The sequence below is a fragment of the uncultured Shimia sp. genome (genome assembly GCF_947493595.1).
GTDB lineage: Bacteria > Pseudomonadota > Alphaproteobacteria > Rhodobacterales > Rhodobacteraceae > Shimia.
On sequence record NZ_CANLRL010000014.1, the window covers coordinates 20,401 to 40,480 of the forward strand.

The 20,080-nt window shown below is 58.2% G+C and carries 18 protein-coding genes; 15 read left to right on the plus strand and 3 right to left on the minus strand.

Going from position 1 to position 20,080, the window contains the following annotated elements:
* The first annotated feature begins 55 nt into the window (after window positions 1–55).
* From Q0955_RS20445 to Q0955_RS20475, 7 genes are all read left to right on the plus strand, one after another.
* Window positions 56–1,681, plus strand: coding sequence for a long-chain fatty acid--CoA ligase (locus tag Q0955_RS20445; protein ID WP_299428631.1), 1,626 nt, complete (start codon window positions 56–58; stop codon window positions 1,679–1,681).
* Between the two features lie 3 nt (window positions 1,682–1,684).
* Entirely contained in the window at window positions 1,685–2,575 is an 891-nt protein-coding gene (locus Q0955_RS20450; protein ID WP_299428634.1) for an alpha/beta hydrolase, read from the plus strand.
* A 166-nt stretch (window positions 2,576–2,741) separates the two neighbouring features.
* The gene (locus tag Q0955_RS20455; RefSeq protein ID WP_299428636.1) at window positions 2,742–3,731 is read left to right on the plus strand and encodes a nitronate monooxygenase family protein; all 990 of its coding nucleotides are present in this window, start codon (window positions 2,742–2,744) and stop codon (window positions 3,729–3,731) included.
* Window positions 3,728–4,399: a histidine phosphatase family protein gene (locus Q0955_RS20460; RefSeq protein WP_299428639.1), complete on the plus strand. Its 672-nt coding sequence runs from the start codon at window positions 3,728–3,730 to the stop codon at window positions 4,397–4,399. Before Q0955_RS20455 ends, Q0955_RS20460 begins: the two co-directional genes overlap by 4 nt.
* Before the next feature lie 25 nt (window positions 4,400–4,424).
* Window positions 4,425–5,450, plus strand: coding sequence for a phosphotransferase family protein (locus Q0955_RS20465; protein WP_299428642.1), 1,026 nt, complete (start codon window positions 4,425–4,427; stop codon window positions 5,448–5,450).
* A 1-nt stretch (window position 5,451) separates the two neighbouring features.
* Window positions 5,452–6,228 carry an SDR family NAD(P)-dependent oxidoreductase gene (locus Q0955_RS20470; RefSeq protein WP_299428702.1) on the plus strand — a complete coding sequence of 259 codons (777 nt, stop codon included), beginning with the start codon at window positions 5,452–5,454 and terminating at the stop codon, window positions 6,226–6,228.
* Window positions 6,229–6,267: 39 nt separating this feature from the next.
* Window positions 6,268–6,687, plus strand: a complete 420-nt coding sequence (locus tag Q0955_RS20475; RefSeq protein ID WP_299428645.1) for a PaaI family thioesterase — start codon at window positions 6,268–6,270, stop codon at window positions 6,685–6,687.
* On the opposite strand, the gene Q0955_RS20480 is transcribed toward Q0955_RS20475, so the two are convergent.
* Window positions 6,684–8,090 carry an aminotransferase class V-fold PLP-dependent enzyme gene (locus Q0955_RS20480; protein WP_299428648.1) on the minus strand — a complete coding sequence of 469 codons (1,407 nt, stop codon included), beginning with the start codon at window positions 8,088–8,090 and terminating at the stop codon, window positions 6,684–6,686. The two genes, Q0955_RS20475 and Q0955_RS20480, sit on opposite strands and share 4 nt — an antisense overlap.
* A 103-nt stretch (window positions 8,091–8,193) precedes the next feature.
* Here Q0955_RS20480 and Q0955_RS20485 point away from each other — a divergent pair, with 103 nt between their 5' ends.
* From Q0955_RS20485 to arsJ, 5 genes are all read left to right on the plus strand, one after another.
* Window positions 8,194–8,661 carry an Lrp/AsnC family transcriptional regulator gene (locus Q0955_RS20485; RefSeq protein WP_299428651.1) on the plus strand — a complete coding sequence of 156 codons (468 nt, stop codon included), beginning with the start codon at window positions 8,194–8,196 and terminating at the stop codon, window positions 8,659–8,661.
* A gap of 97 nt (window positions 8,662–8,758) precedes the next feature.
* Entirely contained in the window at window positions 8,759–9,103 is a 345-nt protein-coding gene (locus Q0955_RS20490) for a metalloregulator ArsR/SmtB family transcription factor (protein WP_299428654.1), read from the plus strand.
* The gene (arsB, locus tag Q0955_RS20495) at window positions 9,100–10,149 is read left to right on the plus strand and encodes an ACR3 family arsenite efflux transporter (RefSeq protein WP_299428657.1); all 1,050 of its coding nucleotides are present in this window, start codon (window positions 9,100–9,102) and stop codon (window positions 10,147–10,149) included. The genes Q0955_RS20490 and arsB overlap by 4 nt, the downstream gene beginning before the upstream one ends.
* A 129-nt stretch (window positions 10,150–10,278) precedes the next feature.
* A complete protein-coding gene (locus Q0955_RS20500) occupies window positions 10,279–11,289 on the plus strand; it encodes an ArsJ-associated glyceraldehyde-3-phosphate dehydrogenase (RefSeq protein ID WP_299428660.1) in 1,011 nt (336 codons plus the stop codon).
* 99 nt (window positions 11,290–11,388) lie between these two features.
* Window positions 11,389–12,645 (plus strand): organoarsenical effux MFS transporter ArsJ, encoded by a 1,257-nt coding sequence (gene arsJ / locus Q0955_RS20505; protein WP_299428663.1) that lies wholly within the window; start codon window positions 11,389–11,391, stop codon window positions 12,643–12,645.
* 7 nt (window positions 12,646–12,652) lie between these two features.
* Here the strand turns inward: arsJ and Q0955_RS20510 are convergent, their stop codons facing one another.
* Both Q0955_RS20510 and Q0955_RS20515 read right to left on the minus strand, forming a co-directional pair.
* Entirely contained in the window at window positions 12,653–14,311 is a 1,659-nt protein-coding gene (locus Q0955_RS20510; RefSeq protein ID WP_299428666.1) for an adenylate/guanylate cyclase domain-containing protein, read from the minus strand.
* 550 nt (window positions 14,312–14,861) lie between these two features.
* Entirely contained in the window at window positions 14,862–16,151 is a 1,290-nt protein-coding gene (locus Q0955_RS20515) for a hypothetical protein (protein ID WP_299428669.1), read from the minus strand.
* A gap of 90 nt (window positions 16,152–16,241) precedes the next feature.
* Here Q0955_RS20515 and lepA point away from each other — a divergent pair, with 90 nt between their 5' ends.
* The 3 genes from lepA (at window position 16,242) to Q0955_RS20530 (ending at window position 19,436) form a co-directional block, all read left to right on the plus strand.
* On the plus strand, window positions 16,242–18,059 hold the full coding sequence (lepA, locus tag Q0955_RS20520; protein WP_299428672.1) for a translation elongation factor 4: 1,818 nt from the start codon (window positions 16,242–16,244) through the stop codon (window positions 18,057–18,059).
* Window positions 18,060–18,216: 157 nt separating this feature from the next.
* Window positions 18,217–18,567, plus strand: a complete 351-nt coding sequence (locus Q0955_RS20525) for a hypothetical protein (RefSeq protein WP_299428675.1) — start codon at window positions 18,217–18,219, stop codon at window positions 18,565–18,567.
* Window positions 18,568–18,713: 146 nt separating this feature from the next.
* A complete protein-coding gene (locus Q0955_RS20530) occupies window positions 18,714–19,436 on the plus strand; it encodes a hypothetical protein (protein ID WP_299428678.1) in 723 nt (240 codons plus the stop codon).
* The last annotated feature ends 644 nt before the right edge of the window (window positions 19,437–20,080 follow it).

Consider the following 20,080-nt stretch of genomic DNA (forward strand, 5'->3'; position numbering starts at 1 on the left):
AACTTGCGCGTAACGTACTGGGGCGAACAGACACTCATTGGCAGGGGAGGGCCAAATGCAAGGGTCCATGATGATGCGTCCGCTGAAGATTGCGGACATTCTAAGCTACGCGGCAGAAATTCACTCAGAGGCGGAGGTGGTTTCGGTCCGCACCGAAGGCGACATTCATCGCCAGACTTATGCCCAAACCGCCAAACGAGTGGCGCAGCTGGCGCATGGGCTGACCGCGCAGGGGCTAAAACTGGGCGACCGTATCGCCACACTTGCGTGGAACGGCTACCGCCACCTCGAGCTCTATTATGCCATCTCTGGCGCCGGCGGAGTGTGTCACACCATTAACCCGCGCCTGTCCGCCGAGCAGATGACCTACATCGTCAACCATGCCAACGACACAATGCTGTTTGTCGACCTGACCTTTGTGCCCATCGTCGACGCGTTGCGTGGGCAATGGCCCGAAGGTCTCAAGGTCGTGGTGATGACCGACCGCGCGCATATGCCCGACGGCGACTACCTCTGCTACGAAGAGCTGCTGGAGGGGCAGTCAGAGCATTTCGACTGGCCAGACCTTCCCGAGGATACCGCTGCAGGACTTTGCTATACGTCGGGCACGACGGGCAATCCCAAAGGCACGCTCTACACCCACCGCTCCACCGTGCTGCACGCCATGATGGTTGGCCTCTCGCTGCCCGCCGCACTGCAACCGGGCAAACGCATCCTGCCGGTTGTCCCGCTGTTCCATGTGAACGCCTGGGGCCTGCCCTATGCCGCGCCTCTCACCGGCGCGTCCTTGATTTTCCCCGGCGGCGCTCTGGATGGCGCGAGCCTGTTCAAACTGATGGACGCGGAGAAAGTCTATTCCGCTTGGGGTGTGCCTACAGTTTGGCTCGGCCTGCAGGGTGAGATCGCCAATAAAGGCCGTATGCCCGAAGGCCTTGGCGATATGGTCGTCGGTGGCTCTGCGGCACCTGCCTCAATGATCCAATACTTTGAGGAAGGCGGCGTGAACGTCTGTCACGCTTGGGGGATGACCGAGATGTCGCCCATCGGCACCCAAGGTAATTTGCCAGATCATCTGGACAGCAAACCCATGGCAGAACGCATCGCCATCAAGTCCAAACAAGGCCGCCGCGTCTTTGGGGTCGATCTGAAAATCGTGGATGAAGACGGCAACCGCCTGCCTCATGACGGAGAGGCCGCAGGCGAGCTCTACGTGCGCGGCAATGCGATCACCTCCGGCTACTTCGAAAACGAAGAGGCCAATAAAACAGCCTTTGACGCTGAAGGCTGGTTTGGCACCGGTGATGTCGCCACCATCGACGCCAATGGTTACCTCACCATCACCGATCGCGCCAAAGACCTGATCAAATCCGGCGGGGAATGGATTTCGTCGCTTGATCTGGAAAACACTGTCATGGCCCATCCCAAGGTCGCCAACTGCGCGGTGATCGCCGTGGCACACCCCAAATGGGACGAACGCCCGCTGCTCGTGGTGGTGCCGTCTCCCGAAGGCAAACCAGAGGCCAACGCGTTGATGGACCTGCTGCTGGAGCACTTCGCGAAATGGCAGCTGCCGGACGATGTGGTGTTTGTCGACGAACTGCCGCTCACCGCCACCGGTAAAGTCTCCAAACTCACCCTGCGCAAACAGTTTGCCGATCATAAACTGCCGGACATGGCCTGAGTCTTGCGCAGCGATACCCTAAAAATCGCCGGCCACGATTTCCACGTGGTGGTGGCCGGCGATCCCTCTAAGCCTGCGATCCTGATGCTGCACGGCTTCCCGGAATACTCCGGTGCCTTTGCCGAGCTTATGGCGCAGCTGGAAGAGGCGTACTTCTGCATCGCCCCGGATCAGCGCGGTTATGGTCAAAGCTGGCGACCCGCCGAGGTCGACCACTACGCCGCCTCCAAGCTGGTCGGAGATGCGCTTGCTATTCTCGACCACTACAGCCCCAACGCCCCCGTCGCGGCTGTCCTCGGTCATGACTGGGGCGCGGCGGTGGCTTACGGTTTGGCCTTCCGCCACCCAAATCGCCTGCAAAAGCTGATCATCGCCAATGGCGTCCACCCGATCCCCTTTCAACGCGCTCTGGCTTCGGGTGGCGCGCAGTCGGAAGCCAGCCAATACATCAATTGGCTGCGTGCAGATGGCTCGGAAGATAAGCTTGCCGCCAACAACAACGCCCGCATGATGGGTATCTTCTCCAAACACATGGATATGTCCTGGATGACGCCGGAGAAGCTTGCCGCTTATCAAGCTGCCTGGGGGAATGCCGATCAGATCCGCGGCATGGTCAATTGGTACCGTGCCTCTTTCCTAAAAGTGGCAGATCCCGGCGTGCCCCTGTCAGAGGAAGACCTGCCCAATCTGCCACCACACCTTTTGCATGTCCCGATGCCCCACCTCCTGCTCTGGGGCAAAAACGACACCGCGCTCCTGCCGGAATGCTACGCCGGCCTCCAAGACCACTGCGCCGATCTCACGATCCAAACCATCGCTGACGCCGACCATTGGTTGCTGCACCAAAAGCCCACCGAGATTGCACAGCACATCCGCCACTTCCTCACCCCTTAACAGGCTTCATTTGCCCCCAAATATCCCCGCCGGAGGCATCTAAGTTTTGCAAAATTCACAGCCACCCGTGACGGCGCCTCCAAAGTGACGTCATGTTACTTTGCCAACCTCTTGCTTGAGCGCCCCGCGCGCGGCCTTATCCTGACACCAACAACAGGAGTTTCTCATGTCTGGTGACAGCCACCTTCCAAAGGCCCTGCAAGGTCTGCGCATCCCCGCAGTTGCCTCACCTTTGTTCATCATTTCGGTCCCCGCGCTGGTCATTGCCCAGTGTAAGGCAGGCATCATCGGCAGCTTTCCGGCGCTTAACGCCCGCGAAGGCGAGGGCGAGCATCCGCTTCTGGACACCTGGCTGACGCAAATCCGTGAAGAGCTGGACCGTCACAACCAAGAGAACCCGGATCGCCCTGCCGCGCCCTTTGCGGTCAACCAGATCGTGCACCGCTCCAACACCCGTCTCGAGCGTGACATTGAGCTCTGCCACAAACACAAGGTGCCAATTTGGATCACTTCGCTCGGTGCGCGGGTGGAAGTCAACGACGCGGCCCATGATTGCGGCGGCATCGCGCTGCATGACATCATCAACAACAAGTTTGCCAAAAAGGCGATTGAGAAAGGCGCGGACGGCCTGATTGCCGTCGCGGCTGGCGCTGGCGGTCACGCAGGCCCACAAAGCCCACTCGCGCTGATCAGCGAAATCCGCGAGTGGTTTGACGGGCCTTTGCTGCTGTCGGGTTCCATTGGCACTGGCGCGTCGCTCTTGGCGGCACAAGCCATGGGCGCCGACCTCGGCTACATCGGCTCGCCCTTCATCGCCACAGAGGAAGCTAACGCCGTACAAGGCTACAAAGACATGATTGTCGACAGCGGCGCCGAGGATATCGTCTACTCATCCCTGTTCACCGGCGTGTCCGGCAACTACCTCAAAGGCTCTGTGACCAACGCGGGCATGGACCCGGACAACTTGCCGGACGGGGACGTGAAAACCATGGATTTTGGCGGCGACCGCGAGAAGCCGAAAGCGTGGAAAACCATCTGGGGCTCCGGCCAAGGCATTGGCGCGGTGAAAGAAGTCACCAAAACCGCAGACCTCGTCGACCGGCTGGAGCGCGAATACATCGCCGCGTGGGAGCGCTTACAGGCTCGCATGTCATGAGTCAGATATTCCACCTCATCCGCCACGCGCAAGCCAGTTTTGGCGCGGAAGATTATGACAACCTGTCAGACCTCGGCCACCGCCAATCCGCGGCGCTGGGCGCGGCGCTTGAGCGTCAAGGCGTAAGGCCGGATGCGGTGTTCATCGGCGCGCAAAAACGTCATCGCCAAACCTGGGAAGGCATCGAAAGCGCGCTGGGTACCGGGCTTGAGCCGATTGTCGTGCCGGGGTGGAACGAATTTGACTTTGGCGGGCTGCTTGAGGCCCGCTACGCCAACCGGGATGACAAGCCAGCAGGCCTGCATGATGACCGGAAAACCCATTTTCGTATCCTGCGGGACACGGTGATCGAATGGCAGCGCGGTGAGATCGACACCCCACCGGAAAGCTTCGCGGCCTTTACTGACCGCGTGCGTGAGGCGCGCGCGATTGTCGCCGCGTCCGATGCAAAAACGCCCCTCGCCGTCAGTTCCGGAGGTGCCATCGGGCGCACCATTTCTGATGTGCTGGACGCGCCTGCCGAACAGATGATCCTGTTGCAATTGCAGGTCAAAAACTGCGCCGTGGCCCGACTGGTCATGGCCAAGGGCCATACATGGCTCAACGGGTTCAACGAAACCCCACACATTGACAGCAGCAACCAAGACGAGATGCTGACTTACAGCTAACGTGGACCTTGGGGAGGAGACACAGATGGACGCAACCACCTTGGACACGGACGCCGTTGCGCGCTGGCTCACCGAGCATCTCAAGGGCTTTGAAGGCCCCATCACGGCAACCAAATTCGACGTGGGCCAATCCAACCCGACCTTTCGGCTCGACAGTCCGTCCGGCCAATTCGTCCTGCGCCGCAAACCGCCCGGAGTTTTGCTCAAATCAGCACACGCTGTAGACCGCGAATTCCGCGTGCAAAAGGCGCTTGCTGACACCGACGTCCCCGTCGCCAAAATGCACCTGCTGTGTGAGGACGGTGACGTGATTGGCTCCGCCTTCTATGTCATGGACTTCATCGAAGGCCGCAACTTCGACGATCCACGCTTGCCAGAGCTCACCAACGACCAACGCGCTCAGGTCATCGACGAAATGGGCCGTGTGCTGGCCGCTATTCATTCCGTCGACATCAACGCCGTTGGCCTGTCGGACTATGGCCCAGAGGGCAACTACTTTGAGCGTCAAGTCGGCCGCTGGACCAAGCAATACCGCGCCAGCGAAACCGAAACGATCCCGCAGATGGATCATCTGATCGACTGGCTTACCGCCAACATCCCCGCCGACGATGGCAAACGCACCTTGGTGCATGGCGATTACCGGATCGACAACATGCTCTTTGCCAAAGACCGCCCCGAAGTCGTCGCGGTGCTGGACTGGGAGCTGTCCACCATTGGCCATCCTTATGCCGATCTTGCGGCGGTAATCATGCAATGGCAAATGCCACCGGGCAACGAGGGCAGGGGGCTTGCCGGTATCGACCGCGCCGCGCTGGGCCTGCCGACGGATGAAGACTTCATCGCCGCCTATTGCAAACGCATGGACCTGCCCGGCATCGAGAAATTCGGCTTTTATCTTGCGTTCTGTTTCTTCCGCATGGGCGCCATCATCCAAGGCGTGAAAAAACGCGCGCTGGATGGCAATGCATCTGATCCGGAACGCGCCGCCAAGCTGGGCACCTTTGTGCCGATGTTTGCCATGGCCGGACTGGAGGCCTCAAAACGTGGATAAGATGTTTCAGGACAAGGTGGTCATGATCACTGGCGCGGCCAGCGGGTTTGGGGCCATGGCAGCGGAGCGTTTTGCAGAGCAGGGCGCCAAGCTGGGGTTGTCCGACATCAATGCTGACCAACTCGCCGCCGTCGCGGAAGCTTTGCGCGCGAAAGGCGTCGAAGTGGCCGCGAACGTGGTCGATGTCGCTGACGAAACTCAGGTCGCCGCCCATGTCACCAACATCGCAGAGACTTTCGGAGGGCTCGACATGGGCATCAACAACGCGGGCATTGGCCACGACGTGCGCCCGCTGCAGTACCTTACCGTCGATGATTTTGACCTGATGATGAACGTGAATGCCAAAGGCGTGTTCCTCTGTATGAAGTATCAGATCCCGCTGATGCAAAAGGCGGGCGCAGGCGCGATCCTCAATGTGGCCTCCGCCGCAGGGCTGGTTGGTTCCGGCCATCTGTCGCTTTATTCGGCGGCCAAACACGCTGTTGTTGGGCTGACCAAAGCCGCTGCCGACGAAAACGCTACGCGCGGCATCCGGGTGAATGCGCTTTGCCCGTCGTTCTCCGCCACGCCTATGGTCGATGAAATGGCAGACATTGTTGGTGAGCGCTCTGGTCTCTCTCGGGAGGATGCGATGACGCACATCGCCAGCCGTGTGCCCATGCGCCGCGTGTCAAAGCCGGAAGAGGTGGTGCAAGCGATGTTGTGGATCAATGCGCCAGACAATAGCTTCATGACTGGACAGGCGATTGCCATTGATGGTGGTTTGACCGCCGTGTGACAGTGCACGATCTGCGACGCAATATTGAAAGCCTTTGACATGCCCCACGCACCACTTGATCCGGCCTTGGACGAAGCCCCATATGATCTGCAGAAGCACCTTGGCTTTGAGCTCACTCATTGGGATGTGGACTATGCCCGGCTTGCACTGCCCATCGCGCCACACCTGATGAACCGAGCAGGCATTCCGCACGGCGGCATCTACGCCACGCTTCTGGACACTGTGATGGGGTTTGCAGGCTGCTACACCGGCACGCCAGAGCACAAGAAACTGGCGCTTACGTTGTCGCTGACCACCAACTTCCTGTCGCGCCCCAAAGGCAAAGGTCTGATTGCAGAAGGCTGGCGCACCGGCGGCGGCGCCAAGACATTCTTTGCCGAAGGCACCATCACGGACGAGACCGGCGAGGTCATCGCCCGTGGCTCCGGCGCCTTCAAGTACCGCGCAACAACGCTTTAGCTTGCCATCGCAGTTTGCGATTCAAGGTCCCAGCTGCGGGCCAGTTCGGCCACAGACGCGAGGATGTAATTCACGGTTTCATCCGTCATCAACACGCTCAAGTTCAGACGCACAAAGCCGGGTTTGGATGTGCCTGGCCCTTGCAAGATGTCGTTGCGGATGACGGACGACTGATCGTCGCCAATCTTCAGAAGTTCATGCACATAAGGCCCGGCGCAGGAACAGCCTCCGCGCGCCTGAATGCCATATTGCTCTGACAGCGCCCGCGTGAACTCATTGTGGTCAATCCGCTCACCATAAGCGTTCAGCGGCACAAATGACAGGATCGGTAGACGCTCCTCACGCTCCGGTGCCAGAATTTTCAGGCGTGGCTCCGTACCCCAAGCCGCAAAGGCCCGCGCGGTCAGCACCGCGTTGCGCGCAGTCATCGCCTCTTGGCCAATCACCTCTTTCACCTTCAACGCCAACGCCACGCGAATGTCGCCCACCACGTTAGGCGTTCCACCTTCTTCGCGCTGCTCCAGTTTGGTCACGTAGTCATGCTGATGCGCGTTCACAAAGGCCACGGTGCCGCCGCCCGGACGATAGGGCACGCGGGCGCAGGCCAGCTCTTGGCGCATCACCAGCACGCCGCTCGCGCCGGGGCCGCCAATGCATTTGTGCGGCGAAAACACCAGAGCGTCGATCTCTGCCCCCTCCACCGGCGTCATCTGCATGGGCAGGTAAGGCCCGCCCCCGGCGTAGTCCCACACCATGATCCCCCCATGGTGTTTGACCAGCCGGGTCAGCGCCGCCACATCCGTGCATACCCCTGTCACATTGGCCGCAGCGCTAAGCGCTACGATCACACGGCCTGTGGCCCCCCGCTCCGTGAGCAGCTGGGTCAGAATTTTGCGGTCCGGGCCGGGCAGATCGCCCTCCGGCACTTCGATCACATCCGCGCCGCTTTCACGCCACGGCAAAAGGTTGGAGTGGTGCTCATAGGGCCCCACCAGCACGGTGTCACCCGCGCCGACGCCAATCAGATGCATCAGCTGGTTCAGACCGGTTGTCGCACCGGAACCGGAGAAAATCACCGCATGTTCGCCGGCCCGCGCACCACAATGTTCGCGCACAACCTCCCGCGCCCCTTCACGCAGCGCCCCCATGCGCGCGCCACAGAAGGACGCATCGGTGTGGGTGTTGGCATAAAACGGCAGGACCTCTTCCATCACGAACATTTCCACTTGGCGCAGCGCCCGCCCGGAGGCGACGTAATCCGCATAGACCAGCTTCTTTGGGCCGGTTGGCGTATCAATAAGGGCCTCACCTCCAATCAATCCGCTCCGAAGGAACTCTTGCGGATCCTTCGCGGTCTTCAGCGTGTTGGCAAATGTCTCAAAAGGGGCGGTCGGATTGGTCATTTTTGTCCTCATGCGCGTCTTGAGAGGATGTTAGCCCTATCGAAATAGATATTTTTTCCCTTTCTCATCGCCATTTGGTCAAATTTGTGGTCATATGATCGGTATGAGTAAGCAAATTGATAACATTGATCGCAATATTCTCGATGTTCTGCAAAGAGACGCCTCTTTGTCGCAGCGAGAAGTTGCAGACCGCGTCGGCCTGTCTCAAAACGCCCTATGGCGACGGTTGAAAAAGCTCGAAGAAGAGGGCGTGCTGCTGGGGTCGCGCATGCGCATCGATCCCACGGCACTGGGCCTCGACCTGACCGTCTTTGTCATGGTGCGCACGCGCAATCACTCGATGGACTGGGCGGAAGGCTTCAAGGCCCATGTGGCGCGCATTCCCCAAGTGGCGGAGATGCATCGTATTGGTGGCGACTGGGACTACATGCTCAAAATCATCACTTCCGGTATGTCTGGGTATGATGCCGTTTATCGCCGCCTCACCACAGGCTATGAACTCGACACGGTCACAGGCTTCTTCTCCATGGAAACCATGCTCGAAGACCGCCCCGTCGATGTTTTTGGGTAACCAAAGCCCAAGCCGTCACAAAAGTTTCACTGCATCAGGCCAAAACGCCGGCATGAAACGCTTGCGACTCACCCATCATATCCATATTTCGTGAATTATGGATATGACGTCAGCCCTCACGGCCTTTTCGGCCCTGTCTCAGCAAACCCGCTTGGAAACTTTCCGCCTTTTGGTGACAACCGGAGACGCCGGTATGAGCGCTGGTGAGATTGCCGAAGCCTTGGATGTGCGGCAAAATACTTTGTCGGCCAACCTCTCGGTTCTGTTGCAGTCAGGCCTTGTACGCAATCAACGTGAAGGCCGCGTGATCCGCTATTTCGCGGACACAGATGGCATGCGTGGCCTGCTGGAGTTCCTTTTGGAAGATTGCTGCGGCGGCCAACCAGAATTGTGTCAGCCTCTGATCGAAGACCTCACTTGCGGTGAAGGGACATGCGCATGAGTGACCACAGTGCAGACATCGACGCGGGTCTTGGCACTTTCGAGCGCCTTCTGTCTCTTTGGGTGGCTTTGGCCATTGCCGCAGGGCTCGCGCTGGGCAGCCTGTTTCCTTGTGCCTTTGGTTGGCTCGCCAGTCTGGAAGTAGCCTCTGTAAACCTGCCGGTTGCAGTGCTGATCTGGGCCATGGTCTTTCCAATGATGGTGGGCATCGACTTTGGTGCGCTCACCGACGTGGGCCGCAAACCCAAAGGTCTGGTGATCACTGTTGTTGTGAACTGGCTGATCAAGCCCTTCACCATGGCCGCGCTGGGAGTTCTATTCTTTGAGCACATCTTTGCCCCTTGGATAGATCCGCAAACCGCAAGCGAATATCTGGCCGGGGTGATCCTGCTGGGGGCCGCGCCCTGTACCGCCATGGTGTTTGTCTGGTCCAATCTAGTACGGGGCGATGCCAACTACACGCTGGTGCAGGTCAGCGTGAATGATGTGATCATGGTCTTTGCCTTTGCCCCCATCGTGGCCTTTTTGCTGGGCGTGACTGACATCACGGTGCCATGGAGCACTTTGCTGCTGTCCGTGGTGCTCTACATTCTCCTACCGCTGATTGCAGGTGTCATCACGCGCAACCGCTTGATGGGGCAGGGGGGGGAGATCGCTGTCGACGCCTTCCGTGATAAGCTGCGCCCTGCTTCTGTGGGCGGCTTACTGCTGACCGTGGTCCTGCTCTTTGGTTTTCAAGCGCAGGTGATCCTGAGCCAACCGCTCAATATCCTGTTGATCGCGATCCCGCTGTTGATCCAAACCTACGGCATCTTCTTCATCGCATATGGCGCCGCGCGGCTCTGGAAAGTCCCGTTTGAGGTCGCCGCTCCCTGTGCGTTGATTGGAACCTCCAACTTCTTTGAGCTTGCGGTGGCGGTTGCCATCTCGCTCTTTGGTCTCGGCTCAGGAGCTGCCTTGGCCACCGTCGTTGGCGTGCTGGTCGAAGTGCCCGTCATGCTGTCCCTTGTCGCTTTTGCCAATCGCACCCGCGGATGGTTCTCGTAACCTAAGACTCGGGCCGTCAAGCCCGGGCAGCGCCTGACCTCCCCCACGGGAGGGCGCTTCGCTTTCTCCCGAGGTCGGCCGCCGCCCTTTGGATTTGTCTCACCGGGGATAGAAATTGAGGAATTTCTGATGACCAAAATCGCAATCAATGGCCTTGGCCGCATGGGCAAGCTGGTGATCCGCAGCTTTTTTGACCTTGGTCTGGACGCCGACATTGTCCTGCTGAACGACCCGGTTGGCGACGCTGAACTGCACGCGCACCTCTTGGAGTTTGACACTGTACATGGCCGCTGGCGCGCGGACTTTGCATTTGATGAGGACAGCATCACTGTAGATGGCCACCAAATGCGCAAAACCGCTGCTTGGAAGATCGAGGACTTGCCGCTTGAAGAACTCGGTGTTGATCTTGTTGTGGACTGTTCTGGCGTTTTCAAATCCAACGATAAGTTGCAGCCCTACTTTGATGCAGGCGTAAAAAAGGTTGTGGTCTCAGCTCCTGTGAAAGAGGACGACGTCGCCAATATCGTTTACGGTGTGAATGACGACACTTACGATGCCGAGACACACAAAGTTATCACCGCGGCCTCCTGCACCACCAATTGTATCGCGCCGGTGGTCAAGGTGATCCGTGACAAACTTGGCATTGAACAGGCCAGCTTTACCACCATCCACGATGTGACCAACACGCAGGTGATTGTCGACAAAGCCCACAAGGACCCGCGCCGCGCACGTTCCGCGCTCAACAGCCTGATCCCAACCACCACCGGATCGGCCAAAGCGATCATCCAGATTTTCCCCGACATGGAGGGCAAAATCGACGGCACCGCCGTGCGCGTGCCGCTGTTGAATGCATCGCTGACCGACATCGTGTTTGACGTGAGTCGTGACACCACTGTGGAAGAGGTCAACAGCTTCTTTGCCGAAGCCGCCGCCGGCGAGCTTGAAGGCATCCTTGGCTATGAAACCCGCCCGCTGGTGTCCTGTGATTTCACCAATGATGACCGCTCCACCATTGTTGATGCGCTGTCGACCCGCGTAGTGAATGGCAAACACGTGAAAGTCTACGCGTGGTATGACAATGAATGGGGCTATGCCTTCCGTCTCGCGGATGTCACTCGCAAGGTGCTCGCCAGCCTCTAACCCTTTGGCTCGTGCCACTGGCACAGGCCGCGCCCGACCTCCCCCATGGGAGGGCGCTTCGCTTCCTCCCGAGGTCGGACGCGCCCCTAAGTGATCTTGATGACCAACGCCCGAACCAAAAAAACAGACGGCCTCTCCGCCTACATCACCGTCACCGCCGCCTATTGGGCCTTTATGCTCACAGACGGCGCGTTACGCATGCTGGTGCTCTTGCACTTCAATGGTCTGGGCTTCTCCCCAATCCAGTTGGCCTATCTGTTTCTGCTTTATGAGGTCATGGGCATTGTCACCAACCTCTCCGCAGGCTGGATCGCCGCCCGCTTTGGTCTGACGTCGACGCTTTACGCAGGCCTCACCATTCAAATCGTGGCCCTGATTGCCTTGGCGCAGCTCGATCCTGCTTGGGGCGTCACCGCCTCGGTGATCTTCGTGATGTGCGTGCAGGGTGCCTCGGGCGTGGCCAAAGACCTCTCCAAGATGTCGTCAAAATCCGCCGTGAAACTGCTCGCCCCCAAAGAGGGCGGCGGGCTGTTCCGCTGGGTGGCCCTTCTGACCGGCTCCAAGAACGCCGTGAAGGGCTGCGGCTTCTTCCTGGGCGCCGCGCTGCTGGCCATCTGGGGCTTTCAAGCCTCTGTCTGGGGCATGGCGATCATTCTGGCGGTGATCCTCGCCGGGGTCGTGATCTTCATGCCCTCCGGCCTGCCGCAGGGCTCCAAAAAAGCGAAGTTTAGCCAGGTCTTCTCCAAAGACAAAAACGTCAACAGGCTCAGCCTCGCGCGCATGTTCCTCTTCGGCGCGCGCGATGTCTGGTTTGTGGTGGGCATCCCGGTCTACTTCAACGCCGTGCTGTCTGATGGCTCCGCCGAGGGCCGCCGCGAGGCTTTCTTCATCATCGGCATCTTCATGGCGGTCTGGATCATTCTTTACGGCATTGTACAAGGCAACGCTCCACGCATCCTCAAAGCCGCCCATTCGACCACGGGTGAGATCGTGCAAAAAGCCATCCATTGGGTTGGCTACCTGACCCTGATCCCGCTGGTGCTCACCGCCGCCGTACTGCTGCTCGACACATCAAACGCTCTCACCGCCATTTTGATCGCAGGCTTGCTGATCTTTGGCTTTGTCTTCGCGGTGAACTCTGCCGTGCACAGCTACTTGATTCTCGCTTTCACCTCTGATGAGCGCGTGACCATGGATGTGGGGTTTTACTACATGTCCAACGCCGCAGGCCGCCTGTTGGGCACGTTGCTCTCTGGAGTCAGCTATCAATTCGGAGGGCTATGGCTCTGCCTCTTCACCGCGGCGATGATGTCCGCGCTCAGCTGGCTGGCCGCCAGACGGTTGCGGCAAGGCTAACCCTGCCTCACACCGGCTCTGCCTCCGGATGCAACGCGTCGTTCAGCCATTGCAGCTCATCCGGCAAAACCAACCGATTGACCGTCACCGAAGGCGCTTTTTCCAAGCTGCGCGCCGCAGCTCGTGCGGCCTCAAGCCCCGCCGTGTCGCCAACCTTCTCACAGGCCAAAGCCTTGAGTAGCTGCAGCCCGCGATCCATCGGGCTCAAGTCCGACGCCTCAAGCGCGGCCACATGTGCCGCCTCAGCCTCGCCAGCGCCCAACAGAATCCGCGCGTTGAAACACAGTCGGTTCACCCGGAACGGATCACCGCTGCCCATTTCCTCATAGGCGGTTAACGCCTCCAAAGCGCCATCGTAGTCGCCTTCCAAAAACGCCTTCTGCGCAATCAGATCCACAACCCCAATGAAGTTGGGATTGATCTCGCGCGACCGCGCAATATCCGACGCAGCTCCGGCCAAATCGCGTTTCACCTTCAGACGATACGCCCCGCGTGCCCAGAACACGAAGTCACTTGTTGGACATTCCGCAACCGCCACATCCAGGTCCCGGCCCAACTGCTCCAGAACCTCAGGTGTTTCATCGGTGAACATCACCCCGCCAAGGTTCAACCGGCTCTGCGCCCGCATCGCCAGAGACATGCCATCCCCGGGGCTAAGCAACACAGCGCGGTCCAGCGCCGCCAGCCCGTCTTCCCAACTTGGGATGGTCTGTTTGAAGAACTTTGACGCTGCTCGGGCGCGCAACTCGGACACGCTCAGCTGATTGAGACTTAGATGCGCCAGCCGGTCGCCATCCCGCTGAATGGTTTGCAGGCGCACGTCGCCTTCAAGCCGGGGCATGATGTCATCGACAAAGGCAAAAGGGTCACTTGGATCACCCTCATAGGTGCCGGTCCACAACGTCTGCATCTCTTCGCGCAAAATGAGACTCATGGTGAAGCGCGCACGCTTTCCAGCTACCCGCAGTCGACCACGGATCAAGTAGTCCGGCGGGGTGTTTTCCAAGTTATCCGCATCCACCGTGGTCACGCCTGTGCGTTTCAGCGACAGCTGCACCAGCCCATCATGCAGGTCATCGGCAATCGCGGCACTTTCCGGAGTCTCCGGTGCCGCCACAAACGTCTCAAACCCCACCGACGGCAAGGTGCCTTTGTCCGGCGCAGTGGTCAGGTTGGCGGGCCGCCATTGATAGAGCCGGATTGGCTTGGCAATGTTTTTGAGGTTGAACATGCCCACGTCTTTGAGCTCGTCCTGACGCTCTTCGGACAAGGCACGAAACAGGTCTTCGGAGAACATCGCGCCACCGGGAGGCGCTTCGGTTTCGATCCGCTGGGCAATGTTCACGCCATTGCCGTAGAAATCCGCCTCATCTTCAACAATCTCGCCAATGTGACAGCCAATGCGCAGCTTGATCACCTCATGTTCAACAAGGCTGCTTTGCACCTCTTCGGCGCAATCCAGCGCTTCTTCGACACTTGGGAAAGACAGAATCCAGCCGTCACCCATGCGTTTGAGCACCTCGCCGCCATGATTGGCCGCAACCGGTTCCAGATGTTTCTTGCGCAGCTCCTGCACAGAGGCCACGGCCAGCGCCTCATCCTCGCCCATAAGGGCCGAGTACCCTACCAAATCCGCACACATCAAAGTGGTCAATCGCCGGCGCATAAATGTCTTCCCTGACAATTTGGGGGCGCGTTTTTAAAGATCCCGCGCATGCCCCAATCCTGGCCCAGAATCTTGGGTCAGAGAAGCGCGTTATCAAGGGTTGTGCTCAGAAAAACCGTGCAGCCGTGCACTACAGGAGTGCGCGGGACGGCGTCTTTAGCTGTGGCGAAGGGCAAAGGCCAGCGGTTTTGTGGTCACATATTTGTGGGGGAGGGGATTGCGGATGTCTTACAGCTTTCGATCGCGCCGCGCCCCATTGCGCAACCAGGTGCCGAGAAGGACGCTCACTACGGAAGGGCGCATTCAGCACTATCCCAGGGTCAGGCGCGGCTTGGTGAAACATCCTTCTTCCGGATCACCCGTGATCCGGATCGCACCCGACCCCGCCCCCCAGGGCGGGTGCGATTTGCAACGGTTGCAAAGAGCTAGAGAGATAAGAAGGCGGGACAGCGTTTCGCCAAACTGAAAGCCGCCCTCGGGATCGGGTGCGATCCTTTGTTGCTGCTAACCAATAATCGCCGTCCTACCGCGCGGCTCTCTCGGTTTGCTCTCAAATGTCGAAGCTTGATGGCAACTGCGTTTGAACATTTGGGGCAGTGTCCGCGTTAACGCGCAACAACTCTTCCACATAGTTGCGGAAGTTTTCCAAAGTCATGTCGCTCGGAGTCACGCCAAAGAAATAGCCCACACTCACAGCCGCGCCGCTCCAAAACACCGGGCTGCCAATTGTTTTCCCGAAAGATTCTGCAGCCTTCAGTGAGATAACCCCTTTCAACTCCTTACTCTTCGCAACGGCCAGTTCCTTTTCCAGCTCAGCCACGCGCGCATGCAGCTTGGAAATTTCGTCAGCAAGCAGGGCCTCTTTCTCTTCTTTGCTGGTTTGGCTCCCGATCACACGCGCAATGGCTCTAAAATGTTGGGGCAGCCCTTCAAGGTGTTTCAAATCTTCCGGCAATCCATTCGCCGGAGCTGCGCGCAGGTACTCTGAAATCGCATGCTCGAGCGTCTCCGCACCGTTCAATGCGGTGGCTTCAGATATAACTGGATTTTTCAGAAGGTGCTCAACGTGCTTTCGCAGAACGTTCTCTTCTAGAGGGGCAGGGCCAGCAAGTTCCTGTTCGATTTCGTGAATGGCTTGCGCTACGGCCTTTGGACCAGCTCGCCAGATGTCATCTTCAATGAGTGCAACCCGCCGTTGGAGTTCCCAGTTCAATGGTTTGCCCTCAACCATGCTTTGATACCATTTGTGCCAGAAGCGCCATTGTCTACTAGAGCTAGGCTCCCGTAGAAATTCAATCCATTTCCTGACGGATTCGCTACCAGCCTTTCCTTCGAGCCAAAGTGCGCGTGAATAGACAGCTTTTGTGCCTTGAATGGCAATCACATTTGCATCGCGCAATCGAGAATTGGAGGAAGCTGAGATTGCTGAATTGGAAGCTGATCGGATGGAAATAGCGGCGGAAGTTGCAGCGGCGTGACTGATGCTTCGTGCTGCGCGGGTAGCGCGAAGAGCAGCTTCTGAATCGAGGATTAGGCTTGAGGTAGCAGCAGCTATAACTGTTGATCTGGCATCAGCTGCAGATGCATCAGCAGCAGCCTTCATGGCTCTTTGAGTTTTTCTCGATTGCGTACTAGATACACCACAAGTGAGAGTTGCTCGTAGGCAATAGAGAATAAGGTTTACACCAAGCATATCTTTCGCATCTTTGTCTGAAAAATACGTCAATGCTGGCAGTTCTCTTAAGGCTGCTCGCGCAGAAAAAGCTTGGATCGCTGAGATATCCTGCTTCCTCAACCAAGCTTCCAGTTGCTCTAAACTCTCAAATGCTTCGTCATCCACCACTCAAAACCCCGCGTTAACCCAAATAACCCGCCCCGCACCCTACAGCGCTGCTTGACCAATACAAGATTCCCCCTCATATCCCGCTGCATGAGCACAGATCTGTCCAAAATCCGCAATTTCTCCATTGTCGCCCACATCGACCATGGCAAATCCACCCTTGCTGACCGCCTCATCCAGGAGACGGGCACGGTGCAGGACCGCGATATGAAGGAACAGCTGCTCGACAGCATGGACATCGAGCGCGAGCGTGGCATCACCATCAAAGCCAACACTGTGCGCATCGATTATAAGGCCGATGACGGCGAGACCTATGTCTTGAACCTCATCGACACCCCCGGTCACGTCGACTTTGCCTACGAAGTCTCCCGCTCCATGCGTGCGGTCGAAGGCTCGCTTCTGGTGGTCGACAGCTCCCAAGGGGTTGAGGCGCAAACGCTGGCCAACGTCTATCACGCGCTCGAAGCGGACCATGACCTTGTGCCTGTGCTCAACAAAATTGACCTGCCGGCGTCCGATTGTGACCGTGTGGCAGAACAGATCGAGGATGTGATTGGCATCGACGCCACCGGCGCCATCCAGGTCTCCGCCAAAACCGGGCAGGGCATCCACGAGACCCTTGAGGCCATCGTGAAAGAACTGCCCGCCCCAACCGGCACGCTTGATGCGCCGCTCAAAGCGATGCTGGTGGACAGCTGGTATGACGCTTATCTTGGCGTGATCGTGCTGGTGCGTATCATGGACGGCACCCTGAAAAAGGGCCAGCGCGTCAAGTTTATGTCCAACAACACGTTGCACTCCATTGACCGTGTTGGTGTCTTCCGTCCGGAAATGGAAATGGTCGACAGTCTCGGCCCGGGCGAGATCGGCTTCCTGACCGCCTCCATCAAACAGGTGCGTGACACCCGCGTAGGTGACACCATCACCAACGACCGCCACGGTACTGAGTCGGCCCTGCCGGGCTTTAAGCCGGCGCAACCGGTGGTCTTCTGTGGCCTCTTCCCGGTGGATAGCGCCGAATTCGAAGACCTGCGCGACGCCATCGACAAGCTGGCCCTGAACGACGCGTCCTTCAGCTTTGAAATGGAAACCTCCGCCGCGCTGGGCTTTGGCTTCCGCTGCGGCTTCCTGGGTCTGCTGCACCTCGAAGTGATCCGCGACCGGATCGAGCGTGAATACAACATCGAGCTCATCACCACCGCGCCCTCGGTGATCTACCACGTCTACATGAAGGGCAAGGACAACGAAGCTGGCGAGATGATCGAGCTGCACAACCCGGCTGACATGCCCGACATGTCCAAGGTTGACCACCTCGAGGAGCCGCGCATCAAGGCCACCATCCTTGTGCCGGACGAATACCTCGGTGACGTGCTCAAACTCTGCCAGGACCGCCGCGGCATTCAGCTTGATCTGACCTACGCCGGCTCCCGTGCCATGGCGGTTTATGACCTGCCGCTCAACGAGGTGGTGTTTGACTTCTACGACCGTCTGAAATCGGTGACCAAAGGCTATGCCTCCTTTGACTATCAGATGGAGGGCTACCGCGAGGACAACCTTGTGAAGATGTCGGTGCTGGTCAACGACGAGCCGGTGGATGCGCTCTCCATGATGGTGCACCGGGACCGCGCAGAACAGCGTGGCCGCGCGATGTGTGAAAAGCTCAAAACCCTGATCCCGCGCCATATGTTCAAGATCCCGATCCAGGCGGCGATTGGCGGCAAAGTCATCGCGCGTGAGACCTTGTCTGCGCTGCGCAAAGACGTGACCGCCAAATGTTACGGCGGCGACGCGTCGCGGAAACGTAAGCTGCTGGATAAGCAAAAAGCCGGTAAGAAAAAGATGCGCCAGTTTGGCCGGGTCGACATCCCGCAAGAGGCATTTATTTCCGCGCTCAAAATGGACGACTAGTCCATTTTCGAGCGCGCGTGCGCGGAAGCGAAGGCAAAGCCTTCGCGGGCGCACCCCGGAATTTACGGCGCACCACGCCAGCCCCACCCCCCAAGGCCGCTCTACTGAGCGGCCTTTCTCATTGCGCGCCACCCGCACAACGTGCACGGTCCGCGCAATGCCCAAACGCAACAAAACCTACTTCTACGATCTCGTCCGCCTCGCCGAAAAAGAAGGCCGCGATGGCCCAGCCTTTGCCGCTGCGCTTGAAACCCCGGAGTGCCATTCCGTCGTGATGGCCAAGCTGGAAAATCAGGTCGATGGCGCGCGCAGCACAATGGACTGCAACGATGTCTTCTTATGGCATCTCGCCAAAGCCTGCGACTTCTGGACACCTCTTCTAACAGAGGCCGACTTTTCCGAGATCGCCAACCAACTGCCCGGAACACGTGTTTTGAAGGGCCGCGGTGGAAACCGATGGCGCGATGGCGTCAAGTTCCAAGACTTGCCATGGTGGCCCACTGCTTAGCGGCAAGGATCGCGCCCGACCCCGAGGGCGGCTCTACACTTGACACATCCCTGTCCGCACATCCCCCATGTCTCGTCTGGCGCAACGTTGCAAAATCGCACCCGCCTGGGGGGCGCGATCCGGATCGGAGATCCGGGAGCTGTTCCTTGGCTGAAGGCAATAATACTTCAAAACGCGCAATGGTTGTGGAGTGGCTTCGAGTATTAATCTATAACTTAACAACTAGTTTCAAAAAGAGATTTATGATGGCTGAGTATGACAGGCACTTCAAACTGACCGAAACCAGAGACCAAGAGATTGTGATTTTCGAAGAGCAGTACCGCTCGCTAAGAAAGGAAATTTTAGAGAGACAACAACGGCGGTTTTTTATCGTTGCTGGTGCGGCTCTGGGCATACCCAGTGTATCTGGACTCAAGATAACAGGAGTTATGGAAGGTTCATTTCTTTTAATCGTGCCTATTGTAGTAGTTGCGATGTCGTTCCTCTTTGTAATTGAAGTGAATGGGATCGCTCGTGCGGGGCGATTTATAGAGAAACGGATTGAAAACTCTTACAAGAATGTGCGCGGATGGGAGCACTATTTGAAGGATCTCAAAGATGCAGGAGAGCTCACGCCAAGAGTGGTTAAAAGTGCGAACTCGAGCTTCTTGATCTTGATGGGGGTATACTTTTTGTTTAGCGCGTTCATCTCCACCCATAGAATTCTGTTCCAGGGTCTTCCTTCGGAAACAACACTAATCGATGCGTTAGGAACCGTTAATGCAGCTTTGGCCTTAGGCTATTTTGTGTTTATGTTCCTCATTTTCATTGCTTGGTTGGTCGAAATGTGGCCGCATTTGCAGTTTTCGGCGGAAGAGCATAAAGCGTGAAGAGGCTGGCAAGTTCACATTCCGTTCCCCAGCGCCCATGGGCTCCGCCCGTTCAGGCCTGAATTGATCCATTGGATCAATTCCAAGACGGCCTTCACTCCCCACGGGAGGGCGCTTTCAGCACCCACCCAGGGTCAGGCGCTCCCCTTTGTTGCGAGCAACAACCTCCGAAACACCCGCCAAACGCGTGCGTCGCACCCACGCGCAATCTCTCCCAACCCAATTCCGCCCGCTGGGCTCCGCCCGTTCGCGGCTGAAACGGTCCACTGGACCGTTTCCAAGACGCCGCTCACCGCATAAATATCCATCCTTCCCCAAATCCCCCACTTTTCTCACCTTTCCCAACCCATCCCCAGCTTATCCACAGGAAATCCCCAAGCTTTCCCAATAGTTTACCCCCAGCGGCTTTCGTAAAACTGTCACTTTTTTCTTGCCCGACTCGGCCCTCCTGACCCACCATCAATCCAACGCAAGGGATCGCAAGATCCGGCGCGGGACGCTGAGGTCTTCCGGAGAGGGGCATATGCCCGCCAGTGGCCGGAGCGGGGAGGGACCGGCCTGCCGGAACAGACCTCGCATGGCGCGTTTGATGCCTCGTTTGAGGCCCACCACAACGCGTCGTCCACGCTGGACTATTCGACGGA

What these genes read in the sequence shown, in the direction of transcription:
- Q0955_RS20455 (WP_299428636.1), top strand. Translation starts at nt 2,742, where the DNA reads ATGTCTGGTGACAGCCACCTTCCAAAGGCCCTGCAAGGTCTGCGCATC.
- Q0955_RS20525 (WP_299428675.1), top strand. Translation starts at nt 18,217, where the DNA reads ATGCCCAAACGCAACAAAACCTACTTCTACGATCTCGTCCGCCTCGCC.
- Q0955_RS20485 (WP_299428651.1), top strand. Translation starts at nt 8,194, where the DNA reads ATGAGTAAGCAAATTGATAACATTGATCGCAATATTCTCGATGTTCTG.
- lepA (WP_299428672.1), top strand. Translation starts at nt 16,242, where the DNA reads ATGAGCACAGATCTGTCCAAAATCCGCAATTTCTCCATTGTCGCCCAC.
- Q0955_RS20480 (WP_299428648.1), bottom strand. Translation starts at nt 8,090, where the DNA reads ATGACCAATCCGACCGCCCCTTTTGAGACATTTGCCAACACGCTGAAG.
- Q0955_RS20500 (WP_299428660.1), top strand. Translation starts at nt 10,279, where the DNA reads ATGACCAAAATCGCAATCAATGGCCTTGGCCGCATGGGCAAGCTGGTG.
- Q0955_RS20490 (WP_299428654.1), top strand. Translation starts at nt 8,759, where the DNA reads ATGGATATGACGTCAGCCCTCACGGCCTTTTCGGCCCTGTCTCAGCAA.
- Q0955_RS20470 (WP_299428702.1), top strand. Translation starts at nt 5,452, where the DNA reads ATGTTTCAGGACAAGGTGGTCATGATCACTGGCGCGGCCAGCGGGTTT.
- Q0955_RS20475 (WP_299428645.1), top strand. Translation starts at nt 6,268, where the DNA reads ATGCCCCACGCACCACTTGATCCGGCCTTGGACGAAGCCCCATATGAT.
- Q0955_RS20460 (WP_299428639.1), top strand. Translation starts at nt 3,728, where the DNA reads ATGAGTCAGATATTCCACCTCATCCGCCACGCGCAAGCCAGTTTTGGC.
- Q0955_RS20445 (WP_299428631.1), top strand. Translation starts at nt 56, where the DNA reads ATGCAAGGGTCCATGATGATGCGTCCGCTGAAGATTGCGGACATTCTA.
- arsJ (WP_299428663.1), top strand. Translation starts at nt 11,389, where the DNA reads ATGACCAACGCCCGAACCAAAAAAACAGACGGCCTCTCCGCCTACATC.
- arsB (WP_299428657.1), top strand. Translation starts at nt 9,100, where the DNA reads ATGAGTGACCACAGTGCAGACATCGACGCGGGTCTTGGCACTTTCGAG.
- Q0955_RS20510 (WP_299428666.1), bottom strand. Translation starts at nt 14,311, where the DNA reads ATGCGCCGGCGATTGACCACTTTGATGTGTGCGGATTTGGTAGGGTAC.
- Q0955_RS20465 (WP_299428642.1), top strand. Translation starts at nt 4,425, where the DNA reads ATGGACGCAACCACCTTGGACACGGACGCCGTTGCGCGCTGGCTCACC.